Origin of the sequence: Streptomyces sp. NPDC016640 (genome assembly GCF_043076215.1) — a bacterium.
GTDB lineage: Bacteria > Actinomycetota > Actinomycetes > Streptomycetales > Streptomycetaceae > Streptomyces.
Genome location: NZ_JBIBRG010000017.1, coordinates 44,067 through 57,422, shown reverse-complemented (window position 1 = coordinate 57,422; position 13,356 = coordinate 44,067). Strand labels below are relative to the sequence as shown.

11 protein-coding genes and 1 pseudogene are annotated in these 13,356 nt (G+C 72.7%); 4 read left to right on the top strand and 8 right to left on the bottom strand.

From position 1 onward, the window contains the following. The first annotated feature begins 225 nt into the window (after nt 1-225). Nucleotides 226-1,446, top strand: a complete 1,221-nt coding sequence (locus tag ACF07S_RS28835) for a trypsin-like serine peptidase (RefSeq protein ID WP_391975532.1) — start codon at nt 226-228, stop codon at nt 1,444-1,446. Between the two features lie 131 nt (nt 1,447-1,577). Next, on the top strand, nt 1,578-2,786 hold the full coding sequence (locus ACF07S_RS28830) for a hypothetical protein (RefSeq protein WP_391975531.1): 1,209 nt from the start codon (nt 1,578-1,580) through the stop codon (nt 2,784-2,786). A gap of 64 nt (nt 2,787-2,850) precedes the next feature. On the opposite strand, the gene hflX is transcribed toward ACF07S_RS28830, so the two are convergent. The 6 genes and pseudogenes from hflX to miaA form a co-directional block, all read right to left on the bottom strand. Next, entirely contained in the window at nt 2,851-4,344 is a 1,494-nt protein-coding gene (gene hflX, locus ACF07S_RS28825; RefSeq protein WP_391966248.1) for a GTPase HflX, read from the bottom strand. 425 nt (nt 4,345-4,769) lie between these two features. Further along, nucleotides 4,770-5,024, bottom strand: a pseudogene (locus tag ACF07S_RS28820) (M1 family peptidase); the annotation flags it as partial. A gap of 138 nt (nt 5,025-5,162) precedes the next feature. Next, the gene (locus ACF07S_RS28815) at nt 5,163-7,334 is read right to left on the bottom strand and encodes a RelA/SpoT family protein (protein WP_391966249.1); all 2,172 of its coding nucleotides are present in this window, start codon (nt 7,332-7,334) and stop codon (nt 5,163-5,165) included. A 291-nt stretch (nt 7,335-7,625) separates the two neighbouring features. Further along, nucleotides 7,626-8,528 (bottom strand): diaminopimelate epimerase, encoded by a 903-nt coding sequence (gene dapF, locus ACF07S_RS28810; protein ID WP_391966250.1) that lies wholly within the window; start codon nt 8,526-8,528, stop codon nt 7,626-7,628. Nucleotides 8,529-8,596: 68 nt separating this feature from the next. Next, complete coding sequence (locus ACF07S_RS28805) at nt 8,597-9,100, bottom strand: hypothetical protein (protein ID WP_391975578.1); 504 nt, start codon at nt 9,098-9,100, stop codon at nt 8,597-8,599. A 108-nt stretch (nt 9,101-9,208) separates the two neighbouring features. Continuing rightward, nucleotides 9,209-10,147 (bottom strand): tRNA (adenosine(37)-N6)-dimethylallyltransferase MiaA, encoded by a 939-nt coding sequence (gene miaA / locus ACF07S_RS28800; RefSeq protein ID WP_391966251.1) that lies wholly within the window; start codon nt 10,145-10,147, stop codon nt 9,209-9,211. A 182-nt stretch (nt 10,148-10,329) separates the two neighbouring features. Here miaA and ACF07S_RS28795 point away from each other — a divergent pair, with 182 nt between their 5' ends. Both ACF07S_RS28795 and ACF07S_RS28790 read left to right on the top strand, forming a co-directional pair. After that, the gene (locus ACF07S_RS28795; protein ID WP_391966252.1) at nt 10,330-10,602 is read left to right on the top strand and encodes a hypothetical protein; all 273 of its coding nucleotides are present in this window, start codon (nt 10,330-10,332) and stop codon (nt 10,600-10,602) included. Nucleotides 10,603-10,629: 27 nt separating this feature from the next. Next, on the top strand, nt 10,630-10,905 hold the full coding sequence (locus ACF07S_RS28790) for an antitoxin (RefSeq protein WP_391966253.1): 276 nt from the start codon (nt 10,630-10,632) through the stop codon (nt 10,903-10,905). 117 nt (nt 10,906-11,022) lie between these two features. Here ACF07S_RS28790 and ACF07S_RS28785 read toward each other — a convergent pair whose 3' ends face one another. Both ACF07S_RS28785 and miaB read right to left on the bottom strand, forming a co-directional pair. Then, complete coding sequence (locus ACF07S_RS28785) at nt 11,023-11,739, bottom strand: class III extradiol dioxygenase subunit B-like domain-containing protein (RefSeq protein WP_391975530.1); 717 nt, start codon at nt 11,737-11,739, stop codon at nt 11,023-11,025. Between the two features lie 87 nt (nt 11,740-11,826). Then, nucleotides 11,827-13,347, bottom strand: coding sequence for a tRNA (N6-isopentenyl adenosine(37)-C2)-methylthiotransferase MiaB (gene miaB / locus ACF07S_RS28780; protein WP_391975529.1), 1,521 nt, complete (start codon nt 13,345-13,347; stop codon nt 11,827-11,829). Between the last annotated feature and the right edge of the window lie 9 nt (nt 13,348-13,356).

Here is a 13,356-nt window from a genome sequence, read left to right as displayed (position 1 = left end):
CGGGGTCGGTGCCGTCCGGCCTCAAAACGGCAGATCTCCGGATGATTGGCCAGGTCAGACGGCTTGTAGCCGAACCGTTGCCGTTCCGTCGGACGTCTCCCACAGCGAGCGCATAGTGTGTGGTGCCGTTCCCGAAGGCCGTGGGAACTCCGGCGGCTCCGCGTCGGGTCCGGGTGAGATCACGGCCGAAGCGCCACGTTCGTTCATTCCAGGGGGAGTCAGATCATGCGATCCATACGGCCGTCGTCCACCAGTCGCCGAGGGAGGAGGACGCGCCGCACACCCTCCCCCGTTCTGGCCGCCGTCGCGCTCGCCTCGGCACTCGCCCTCACCGCCACCGCCTGTGCGTCGGGGGACACCGGCGCGAGCGCCGACAGCGCCGCCACGGCCGGCTCCGACGACGGCAAGCTCAAGATCCCGGACGACATCGGGGACCGGCTCAAGGAGCACGGGATCGATATCGACAGGTGGCGGAACGGCGCCTGGAAGGACTGGGACAAGGACGACTGGCTGCGCGAGGCGCAGGACTACGTCAACCCGGTCATCGAGGGCCTGTGGGACCCGGACCGCATGCGGGACGCCGAGGAGCCCGACCAGGGTGTCGAGGAGAGCGACATCTCCGGTGACCAGGGGGTGACCGACCCCACGCCCCAGCCGGTGCAGGCGGCGGCCGTCCCGCCGTCGTACCACGCCAACGCCCCCACGGCGGGCAAGGTGTTCTTCGACTCCCCCGAGGGCACGATGGTCTGCTCGGCGACCGTGGTGCAGGACCCGGCCCACCCCGGCAAGTCCAACATGGTGTGGACGGCGGGCCACTGCGTGCACGCGGGCAAGAAGGGCGGCTGGTACCGCAACATCGCGTTCGTGCCCTCGTACAACGACTCGGGCAAGTCGGCGGCGGAACTCGAGAGTGCCACCAAGGAGGAGATCGCTCCGCACGGCGTCTGGTGGGGGGACTGGGCGCAGACCTCGGACCAGTGGATCGAGCAGGGCGGGTCCACGGGCGGTGACGGCGCCCCGTACGACTTCGCCGTCATCCACGTGACTCCGGAGAAGGGCGGCGACGGCAGGTCGCTGGAGGAGACGGTCGGTTCGGCGTTGCCGGTGGACTTCGACGCTCCCGCGGTGGCGGAGGTGGAGGAGGTGACGGCGATCGGTTATCCGGCCGCTCCGCCGTACGACGGTCAGACGCTGTACCGCTGCCAGGACCGCCCGGGCAGGCTGTCGCTCGACGCCTCGGACCCGACGATGTACCGGATCGGATGCAGCATGACCGCCGGTTCCTCGGGCGGCGGCTGGGTCGCGGCGGGTGCGGACGGCAAGCCCGCGCTGGTGTCCAACACCTCCATCGGCCCGGTGACGTCGGGCTGGCTGGCCGGCCCGCGACTGGGCGACGAGGCCAAGGGCGTGTACGACGCGGTCGGCGAGAAGTTCGCCGGACAGTGACCGGCGTACCCGGTCCCGTATGCCGCCGCGCGTCCGGGACCGGGCCGGCGGTGGCCGCACGCGCCACCGGCCGGGCAGCACCGTCCTGCGCGGCACGACATTCTTATCGCCACAACGGGGGTCACCGCACCATGCGTTCCACTCGTACGTCCGCTCCGCTCGGGCGCGGACGACGCCGCGTCCTCACCGCCACCGGGCTCGTCGCCGCCCTGGCGCTCACCGTGACCGCCTGCGGCGGTTCCGAGAAGGACAGGGCGAGCGACAAGCCCGACGCCACCGCCTCGCGGACCGCGGACGGCGACGGCGGCAGGGTCCGGATCCCGTCCGACATGGCGGACAGGCTCAAGGAGCACGGGATCGACGTCGGCGAGTGGAAGGACGGCGGCTGGGAGGACTGGGACGAGGACAAGTGGCTCAGTGAGGCCAAGGACTTCGTCAACCCGGTGATCGAGGGCCTGTGGAAGCCGGAGCGGATGCGCTCCGCCGAGGAGGCCGACAAGACCCTCTCCACCCAGGACGCTTCGGCGGCCCAGGGCGTCAGCGACCCGGAGCCGCCCCCGGTCCGGGCCCAGGCGGAGAAGACGCCGTACCACGAGAACGCGGCGCCGGTCGGGAAGGTCTTCTTCGACTCCCCCGAGGGCCCGAGCGTCTGCTCCGGCACCGTGATCAAGGACGTGAACCACCCGGGCAGGTCCAACCTGGTCTGGACGGCCGGGCACTGCGTGCACGCCGGCGGCAGCGGCGGCTGGTACCGCAACCTGGTCTTCGTCCCGGCCTACAACGACCTCGGCAAGTCCGAGGCCGACCTGGCCGACGCCGGCGCCTCCGAGATCGCCCCCTACGGCAACTGGTGGGCGGACTGGGCCTCGGCCTCGGGCGGCTGGATCCGGGGCGGCTCGGCGACGGGCGGCGACGGGGCGGCGTACGACTACGCCGTGCTGCACGTGAAGCCGGAGCAGGGCGGCAAGTCCCTGGAGGAGACGGTCGGCGCCGCGCTGGACGTGGACTTCTCCGCCCCGTCGGCGGCCGGGGCGGGTGAGATGGGCGCCTGGGGCTATCCGGCCGCACCGCCCTACAACGGCCTGCAGATGTTCAAGTGCCTGGATGCCCCGGGCCGGTTCTCGCTCAGCCCGAGCCTGCCGACGATGTACCGCATCGGCTGCACCATGACCGGCGGTTCGTCCGGTGGCGGCTGGTTCCGGGTGCGCGACGGCCGGACGGTGCTGGTCTCCAACACCTCGATCGGCCCGACCGACAACACCTGGCTCGCGGGCCCGCAGCTGGGCGAGGACGCCGAGGCGCTGTACCAGAACATGAGCAGGACCTACGGCGGCCGGTGATCCGCGCATGACGAAGGCCCGCCCCCTGCCGAGCAGGGGGCGGGCCTTCACGCCGCCGGGCGGATCAGCCGGCCGGGGCCGGAGCGTACGGCGTGAGTTCCGCCGCGAGCTCCTCGTGCACCCGGACCTTGAGCAGGGTGCCCTCCGGGGTGTGTTCCTCGGAGATCACCTCGCCCTCGTCGTGGGCGCGGGCGACCAGCTTGCCGCGGGTGTATGGCACGAGTGCCTCGATCTCCACCGACGGGCGGGGCAGCTCGTTGTCGATCAGCGCGAGCAGCTGTGCGATGCCCTGGCCGGTGCGGGCCGAGACCGCGATGGCGCGCTTCTCCACCCGCAGCAGCCGCTGGAGCGTCAGCGGGTCGGCCGCGTCGGCCTTGTTGATCACGACGATCTCGGGTACGCCGGTGGCGCCGACGTCCCTGATCACCTCGCGCACGGCGGCCAGCTGCTCCTCCGGGACCGGGTGCGAACCGTCCACCACGTGAAGGATCAGGTCGGCTTCCCCGACCTCCTCCATGGTGGAGCGGAACGCCTCGACCAGGTGGTGCGGCAGATGCCGGACGAATCCGACGGTGTCGGCCAGCGTGTACAGCCGTCCGCTCGGGGTCTCGGCCCGGCGCACGGTCGGGTCGAGGGTCGCGAACAGGGCGTTCTCGACCAGCACGCCCGCACCCGTGAGGCGGTTGAGCAGCGAGGACTTGCCCGCGTTGGTGTAACCCGCGATGGCCACGGACGGCACCTTGTGGCGCTTGCGCTCCTGGCGCTTGATCTCGCGGCCGGTCTTCATCTCCGCGATCTCGCGGCGCATCTTCGCCATCTTCTCGCGGATCCGGCGCCGGTCGGTCTCGATCTTCGTCTCACCGGGACCACGGGTGGCGAGGCCGCCGCCCTTGCCGCCGCCCATCTGCCGGGACAGCGACTGACCCCAGCCGCGCAGCCGCGGCAGCATGTACTGCATCTGCGCGAGGGCGACCTGCGCCTTGCCCTCCCTGGACTTGGCGTGCTGGGCGAAGATGTCCAGGATCAGCGCCGTACGGTCGATGACCTTGACCTTGACGACGTCCTCGAGGTGGATCAGCTGGCCCGGGCTGAGCTCACCGTCGCAGATGACGGTGTCCGCGCCCGTCTCGAGCACGATGTCGCGCAGCTCCTCGGCCTTGCCGGAGCCGATGTAGGTGGCCGCGTCGGGCTTGTCCCGGCGCTGGATCACGCCGTCGAGGACGAGGGCGCCGGCGGTCTCCGCGAGGGCGGCGAGCTCCGCCAGGGAGTTGTCCGCGTCCTGCACGGTTCCCGAGGTCCACACCCCGACGAGCACGACGCGTTCCAGGCGCAGCTGCCGGTACTCGACCTCGGTGACGTCCTCGAGTTCGGTGGAGAGGCCCGCGACACGGCGCAGGGCCGCCCGCTCGGAGCGGTCGAGCTGGTCGCCGTCCCGATGCGAGTCGACCTCGAGGCTCCAGGCGACGTCCTCTTCCATCAGGGCATCGGCCCGAAGACCCTCGGGGTAGGTGTACGCGAGGCGCTTGCTGTCCTGGGAAGGGGAAGAAGAGGAGGTCATTGGGTCCTTACGTTGTTGGAAGACCTTGTGCGGTGACGGACCGGGTCCGGGGGACCTTTCCGTCATCCGGTACAACGTCCGGGCGCACCGGGAGATTCCCGTGTCCCTCGTCGCGCGGTCCCGACGATGGTCGCACGGTGCGGCCCGTCCGGTCACCGTGTTATTCCCGGCTTCCGCCCGGTCGATGCACGGTCCCGCCCGGCAGGTACTCGGCCCGGTGTTCGCGCGTGCCCGGGCGCCAAGCGGCCGTCCCGGCGTACTCGCGCGTGGCCGGGCCAGGGGCGGCCGTCGCCGCCCGGGCCGTGGGTTTCCGGTCCGGGCGGCCCGGCATGGGCGGGGTCCTGTCGCCGTGGAGCCAGGGGTGCAGGAAGCCGGTCAGGTCGCGCCCGGCGATGCGGGAGGCCGGCCGGACGGAGCCGGAGGAGGGCGAGGTCGTACGACGTCACGTCGTACCCCGGGTCGCCCAGGCGGGGGAAGAGGCGGTCCCCGATGCCCAGCGGGACGGCCGGAGCACCCGCGGCGACGAGGCAGCCGGAGACGGCGCAGGCGAGCAGCGCCGTGGCGGTCCGCCGGTGGTCTGCCCGAACGCCCCCGCACGGGAGAGCCGGCCGGGGCCGGGCCGGGTGCGCGGCGTTCGGTGCTCGGGGAGGCGGCGGTGGGAGGTGAGCGGCATGCCTCACGGCTATCAGCGCGCGTACGCCGCGGCGACGGCGCGTTCCCGGCCCACCCAATCGGGTAATCACATCGGCACGCCTGGGTGGCGGGTGCCGACGCCCGGCACCCGCCGCCCAGGGCCCGACGACACCGGTGCGACCGGGTCAGACGCCCGGGACCTGCGGCTGGGCCCGGCTCACGTCGTACACACCGGCCACGTCGCGCATCGCGCGCATGAGGGTGGGCAGGTGGGCGGCGTCCGGCAGCTGCACGGTGTACGTGTGCCGCACCTGCTGCCGGTCCGGCGGCTCGACGGTCGCGGAGACGATCTCGGCGCCTTCGAGGGCCATGGCCTCGGTGAGATCCGCGAGCAGATGAGGTCGTACGAACGATTCCGCGACCAGCGTGACCCGGCACTCCGCGCCCTCGCCCCAGCGCACGCCGACCTCCGCGCGCCCCGCGCTCTTCATGCGCGCCACCGCGGCGCACCCGGCCCGGTGCACGGTGACCGCTCCCCCGCGCACGGCGAAGCCGGTCACCTCATCGGGCGGTACGGGAGTGCAGCAGCCGGCGAGCCGTACGGTCGCGCCGGCCCGGTCGGCCAGGACCTGGGCGGCGGTGGGGCGGCCGGACACCGCCTCCGGCGCGTCGGGTGCCTGTGGAGCGGCGGGCTCTTCGGCGAGGGGCCGGGAGGCCGTCGCCCCCGCTTCGTCCCCGGGCGCCCGGTCCTGCGCGGGGTGGGCGGTCAGCCAGCGCTGGATGGCGATCCGGGCCGTGGGGGTGCGGGCGTGCTCCAGCCACTCCCTGGAGGGTTCGGAGGCGGGGTCCTGGCCCATGAGGAGCTGGACGGTGTCGCCGTCCTTCAGGACGGTGCTCAGCGTCGCCAGACGGCCGTTGACCCTGGCCCCGATGCATGCGTGGGCGTCCTCGCCGTACTGCGCGTAGGCCGCGTCCACGCAGGTCGCCCCCTCGGGCAGGCCGAGTGCGCCGCCGTCGGGGCGGAAGACGGTGATCTCACGGTTCTGGGCGAGGTCCTCGCGCAGCGTGGACCAGAAGGTGTCGGAGTCGGGTGCGGCCCGCTGCCAGTCCAGCAGCCGGGAGAGCCAGCCGGGCCGGGTGGGGTCGACGCGCTCGCCGTCGCTCGCGGACTGCTCCTCCGGCGGGGCGGCGTAGGGGTTGCCGAGGGCGACGACTCCGGCCTCGGCGGCCCTGTGCATCTGGTGGGTGCGGATGAGGACTTCGACGACCTGTCCGTCCTCACGGGCCACGGCGGTGTGCAGCGACTGGTACAGGTTGAACTTCGGTACGGCGATGAAGTCCTTGAACTCCGAGACCACGGGCGTCAGACAGGTGTGCAGTTCGCCCAGGACGCCGTAGCAGTCGGCGTCCTCGTTCACCAGCACCAGCAGGCGGCCGAAGTCGACGCCGCGCAGTTGCCCGCGCTTGCGGGAGACCCGGTGAACGGAGACGAAGTGGCGCGGGCGGATGAGGACTTCGGCACTGATGTCGGCCTCGCGGAGCACCCTGCGCACCTCATCGGCGACCTCGGCGAGCGGGTCGTCCGCGCGGGCCGCGTTGCGGACGATCAGCTCCTGTGTCCGCTCGTACTCCTCGGGGTGCAGGATCGCGAAGACCAGGTCTTCCAGCTCCGTCTTGAGCGCCTGGACACCCAGTCGCTCGGCGAGCGGGATCAGGACGTCGCGGGTCACCCTGGCGATGCGTTCCTGCTTCTCCGGGCGCATGACGCCGAGGGTGCGCATGTTGTGCAGCCGGTCGGCCAGTTTGATCGACATCACCCGGACGTCGTTGCCGGTGGCCACGAGCATCTTGCGGAAGGTCTCGGGCTCGGCGGCGGCCCCGTAGTCGACCTTCTCCAGCTTGGTGACACCGTCGACGAGGTAGCGGACCTCCTCACCGAACTGCTCGCCCACCTGATCGAGCGTCACATCCGTGTCCTCAACCGTGTCGTGCAGGAGGGAGGCCGTCAACGTGGTGGTCTCGGCACCGAGTTCGGCGAGGATCAGGGTCACGGCCAGCGGATGGGTGATGTACGGCTCACCGCTCTTGCGCATCTGCCCGCGGTGGGAGGACTCGGCCAGCACGTAGGCCGCGCGCAGGGGTTCGAGCTCGGCGTCGGGATGGTGGGCGCGGTGGGCGTCCACCACGTGTCCGATGGCATCGGGGAGCCGGCCGCGGGCGGCGGGACCGAGCAACGCGGCACGGCCCAGTCGGCGCAGATCGAGCCGGGGGCGGGCCTTCCTGCGCGCCCCCACGGGGGTGACGTGACCCGATGTCACAGGGCCTGGGGTCGCAGGGTTCACGGCCTCCGCGTTCATGGGCACCTCCGGCTGCGTGGACCGGCGGACGGCGTGCCCCAGGGCGGACTCGGGCTCGGGAGACGGCGTTCGCCTCCCGTCCGGGCCGGTGCTTGATGCTACCGAGCCCGGCCCCACCGGGATCACCGCTCCGGCCGAGCGTGAAACGGATCACCCCTTCGAGCGATGATCGGTCGAGGGTCGCTTTCCCGCCACCAAGCCCGCCCTCCGCCGTGATGTGCAGGCCGAACACGGTCCCGGATCCCGCGGATCGCACCACCGGACGGGCCGGATTCGCAGGACACCCGGTCGTCACTCCGGTCCGCGCAGGGCGTTCTCCAGCCACTCGGCCTCGATCACGCCCTCGGCGACGATCACCGCGGGTCCGGTCATCTCGATCTCCCCGTCGGGCCGCTCGGTGATCAGCAGGGTGCCGCCGGGCACGTCCACGGTGTACGTCGCCGGGATGCCGGTGCCGCTCGGGTCGACGCCGTCCCGGCGGGCGGCGGCCACGGCGACCGCGCACGCGCCCGTGCCGCAGGAGCGGGTCTCACCGGCGCCGCGCTCGTGCACCCGCAGCGCCACGTGCCGTGGGCCGCGGTCGACGACGAACTCCACGTTCACGCCGTCCGGATAGGCGGCGGCCGGACCGACCGGGGGCGGGGCGTACAGATCGCCGGCGTGGGCGAGGTCGTCCACGAAGGCCACGGCGTGCGGGTTGCCCATGTTCACGTTCCGCGCGGGCCAGCTGCGCTCGCCGACGCTCACGGTGACGTCGCCCTCGGGGAGCAGCGCCTTGCCCATGCCCACGGTGATGTCACCCGTGGCGGAGGCGCCGCCGGACGCGGCCTTGGCGATGTGCACGGTCTTCACACCCCCGCGCGTGGCGACCGCGATGTCCCCCTCGGCCACATGCCCGGCGTGCTGGAGGTAGCGCGCGAACACGCGCACTCCATTGCCGCACATCTCCGCGATCGAGCCGTCGCCGTTGCGGTAGTCCATGAACCACTCGGCCTCGGCCGCCATGTCCAGGGCCTCGGGGTGTGCCGCGGAGCGCACCACGTGCAGCAGTCCGTCGCCGCCGATGCCCGCACGGCGGTCGCACAGGGCGGCGACGGCGGCCGGGGGGAGGTCGACGGCGTTCTCGGGGTCCGGGACGATCACGAAGTCGTTCTCCGTGCCGTGACCCTTGAGGAAGGCGATCCGCGTGCTCATTCCTCGATCGTACGGGGTGGCGGTGACGGCCTGTCGCCGACGGTGGACCGTCCTCACGCGCGGGGACGTCAGCGGAGCCGGGCGACCCGCCAGACCGCCAGGGCCACCACGGCGGCGACCAGCACGGCGTAGGCGCCCACCACACGCCAGTCGGGTCCGCGTCCGGATCCCCGGGCCGGCAGCCCGGGCCAGGTGTAGCCCACCCTGCGGGCGGCCGTCATGCCCCATCCGGCCGCGCAGGAGCAGATCAGCAGCCCCAGCATGGCGATCACCGCGCCGCTGTCGCCGAAGTCGAAGGCGAGCGGGAAGGCGAACATCAGGGAGCCGACCGCGGCCAGGCCGACGATGGGCGCGAGCTGCCAGATGCGCAGCCGGCGCTGCGGGCGCAGCTCGACCTCGACCTCGTCGCCGCCCGCGAACATCTCGTCCGGCCCGGGGCCGTCGTCGGTCACTCCGCCCTGCGTCTCATCCGGCCCGTCGGGGCTGAGACGGTCGGTCTCCTGCTCCGGTGCACCCCGCCCGGTGGTGAGGTGTTCGGTGCCGTGTGCGGTGTCACGAGGGCCGGCCTCCATCGCCACGCGCCCTCCCAACTAGGACTCCACTTGGTCGATCGAAGCTCGATGATGGCACGGCGCCACAGGACCGGATGACGGCCTGGGCGTCCCGATGCCAGGACGTGATCAGGCTGTAACCGGTCGTTCGACCAATGACAACGCGAGCTGCGGAAGTTCCGTCAGGTCCGCCGCGGCCCCACTCAACCAGTGCACCCGGGGATCGCGCCTGAACCACGAATCCTGACGGCGCGCGAAGCGCTTGGTGGCACGCACGGTCTCGGACCGCGCCTCCTCGAGGGTGCACGCACCGGCGAGAGCCGCGAGCACCTGCTGGTAGCCGAGCGCGCGCGAGGCCGTACGCCCCTCGCGCAACCCCTGCGCCTCCAGTGCGCGCACTTCGTCCACGAGACCGGCCTCCCACATCCGGTCGACCCGGCGGGCGATGCGCTCGTCCAGTTCGGGACGGGCCACGTCGACGCCGATCTGCAGGGTGTCGTAGACGGAGTCGTGGCCGGGGAGGCTGGCGGTGAAGGGCCGTCCGGTGATCTCGATGACCTCGAGCGCGCGGACGATGCGGCGGCCGTTGCTCGGCAGGATCGCCCGCGCGGCACCGGGGTCCGCCACGGCGAGGCGTGCGTGCAGCGCTCCCGGGCCGCGCAGGGTGAGTTCCGCCTCGAGCCGGGCCCTGACCTCGGGATCGGTGCCCGGGAAGTCCAGATGGTCCACGGCCCCGCGGACGTAGAGGCCGGAACCGCCGACCAGGACGGGCCAGCGCCCCTCGGCGAGCAGCGCGTCGATCCGCTCCCGGGCCAGCCGCTGGTACTCGGCGACGGACGCGGTGACGGTGACGTCCCAGACGTCCAGCAGGTGGTGCGGGACGCCTCCGCGCTCTTCGGGCGTCAGCTTGGCGGTGCCGATGTCCATCCCCCGGTAGAGCTGCATGGAGTCGGCGTTGACGACTTCACCGCCCAGCCGCTGGGCCAGAAAAACGCCCAGATCGGACTTTCCGGCCGCAGTGGGTCCGACGACGGCGATGACACGGGGGGCGTGGGGTGCGCTGCTCACCGATCCAGTCTCGCAAACCTCACACCCCCTCCTCGAACGGGTTATGTGACGCGACGGACGGCGAGTCGTTGCCCGTTGCGAGATCCCTGCCACCGCACCACAGGGACGGCGGGCCGGGTCACACGAACGGACACACCGCGCTACGCGGGATTTCGCCCGCACGAGTACTACATGGAGTTGATATGGGCGTTTTTGCACGGCTTTTCCGGAGGTCGCGGACCACGGAGGAGACCCGGACCGCCGGGGCCCGGGCCGACGGAACGGCAGGCGGGTCCGGTACCGGGGACGCGGCCGGACCGACGGAGCCGAAGGGGTCCGACGAGACGCCCCGGACCGCCGAGACGGCGGTGCGGGAGGCCGATGAGGTCACCGGCGGCGAGAGCATCGACATCCCCAAGCAGCAGCAGTCCTCCGGGGCGGCCGACAGCGAGGCCGGTGAGGGCGCCCGGACGTAGACGGCCGTGAGCGAAGGAAGGGGCGTGATGGGTCTCCTGGGCCATCCGAAGGCCGGACTCGGCCCGGCCAAGGGCTGGGTCCCCGGTCTCGCGCAGCGGCACGAGGACAGGATCCGGCACGGCCTGGACAGGGCCGCGCGGACCGTCGGCCAACGGACCGGGGGCACGTACGGCGACCGGATCCGGCCGGGTACGGACAGGGCCAAGGGTGGCGTGGACCGCTTCGCGCACGAGAACGACCCCGGTCCGGACGCGGGCGGCGCCGCCCCCACGCCGCCGGCCGGGCCACCGCCCGCTTCCTGAGCGGTGCACCGGCGGACGGCCGCGGAGCGCGGCGAGGGCTCCACGGCCGTCCGTCGTTCCGTCGGCCGCCCCGGCGGCGGGCGGCCGGCGGGAGGACCCGTGCCGGGCCGCCGGCACCTACGACCAGGTGGCCACGAGGTAGCCGACCCCGTACGGGGCGTCCTCGTAGAGGAGCGCGCCCTCCAGCGAGGGGTTCCCGGCGGCCGCGCCGGCGAGCACCTGCCAGGGGGCCCGGCCGGACGCCTTCAGCTCGCGTGCCAGTCCGGTGTCCAGCGCACGCAGGGCCCCCGTGTCGGCCGCGCCGAGGGCACGCGCGATCCCGGCGTCGAACGGTGCCGCGCGCTCGTCGAGGTAACCGGGCGCCTTGAGCGTGCGGCAGGCGCTGGCGTCGCCCATCACCAGCAGCGCCACCCGCTCCGCCCGTGCGGCGATGCGCTCTCCCTCTTCGACGCACCGCTCGGCCGCGAGGGCTGCCCCCACTCCCCGCCCTTCGAGGGGGGCGTCCGCCCAGCCGGTGCGCTCCAGCAGCCATGCGCCCACGGCCAGTCCGTAGGGGAGTTCCCGCCCGGCCGTCGCCCCCCTGTCCCGCCCCAGCCGTACGTCCAGGTCCACGCCGAAGCCGCGGAAGGACCCCGCCGTGCCCTCCGGGTAGGTCTCAAGGCCGGCGCCGTCCACCGGGCCGACGACCACGAGCAGGCCGGGCCGGGCGGCGGCGAGCACGCCCAGCGCGTCCCTGCAGGCGGCACGCGCGGTCTCCAGCTCGGGGGCGGCACCCACGGCGACCTCGGGGACGAGCAACGGGGGGCAGGGGCAGGCTGCGGCGGCGACAAGCATGATCGGCAGCGTAGCCCCGGCGGGGCGTCCGCCCCACCGGTGGACCCGTCGCCGGCCCTTCGGTGCGCCGGGCGGGATCCGCCGGTGTCAGTCGCAGCCGCAGCCGCTCGTCGCGACCGGGAGCGGCTCGGGAACGCCGATCCTCGGCAGCCCCAGCATCACGCCCGCGGGCTGCGGCGCCGCCTTCTCGGCGTTCCGCTTCTCCCAGGCGTCCCCCGCGCGGGTGCGGCGCACATCGAGCGCGGGCTCCTCGGCGAGCAGGTGGTGCGGGGCCGCGTAGGTGATTTCGACGGTGACCACGTCGCCGGGACGCACCTCCTGCTCCGGCTTGGTGAAGTGCACCAGACGGTTGTCGGGGGCCCGGCCGGAGAGACGGTGGGTGGTGTCGTCCTTGCGGCCCTCGCCCTCGGCGACCATCAGCTCCAGGGTGCGGCCGACCTGCTTCTTGTTCTCCTCCCAGGAGATCTCCTCCTGGAGGGCGACGAGCCGCTCGTAGCGCTCCTGAACGACCTTCTTGGGGATCTGGCCGTCCATCTCGGCGGCCGGTGTGCCCGGGCGCTTGGAGTACTGGAAGGTGAACGCCTGCGCGAAACGGGCCTCGCGCACCACGTGCAGCGTCTGCTCGAAGTCCTCCTCCGTCTCGCCGGGGAAGCCCACGATGATGTCCGTGCTGATCGCGGCGTGCGGGATGGCGGCGCGGACCTTCTCGATGATGCCGAGGTAGCGCTCCTGCCGGTAGGAGCGGCGCATCGCCTTCAGGACCGGGTCCGAACCGGACTGGAGCGGCATGTGCAGCTGCGGCATCACATTCGGCGTCTCGGCCATGGCGGCGATGACGTCGTCGGTGAAGTCGCGCGGGTGCGGGGAGGTGAAGCGGACGCGCTCCAGGCCGTCGATCCCGCCGCAGGCCCGCAGCAGCTTGCTGAACGCCTCACGGTCGCCGATGTCGGACCCGTAGGCGTTCACGTTCTGGCCGAGCAGCGTGATCTCGGAGACCCCCTCGGCGACCAGGGCCTCGATCTCGCCGAGGATGTCGCCGGGACGCCGGTCCTTCTCCTTGCCGCGCAGCGCGGGCACGATGCAGAACGTGCACGTGTTGTTGCAGCCGACGGAGATGGACACCCAGGCGGCGTAGGCGCTCTCACGGCGGGTCGGCAGCGTGGAGGGGAACGCCTCCAGCGACTCGGCGATCTCGATCTGGGCCTCCTCCTGGACGCGGGCACGCTCCAGGAGGACGGGCAGCTTGCCGATGTTGTGCGTGCCGAAGACGACGTCCACCCAGGGGGCCCGCTTCACGATGGTGTCGCGGTCCTTCTGCGCCAGGCAGCCGCCGACCGCGATCTGCATCCCGGGCCGGGCGGCCTTCTTCGGGGCGAGGTGGCCGAGGTTGCCGTACAGCTTGTTGTCGGCGTTCTCGCGCACGGCGCAGGTGTTGAAGACCACGACGTCGGCGTCGCCGTCGGAGCCCTCGGCCGCGCGGACGTACCCCGCGTCCTCCAGCAGCCCGGCCAATCGTTCGGAGTCGTGGACGTTCATCTGGCACCCGTAGGTGCGTACTTCGTAGGTGCGCGTGCCGCCCGCTGACTGGCTCCGGTCGATGCTGCTCATGTCCACAAG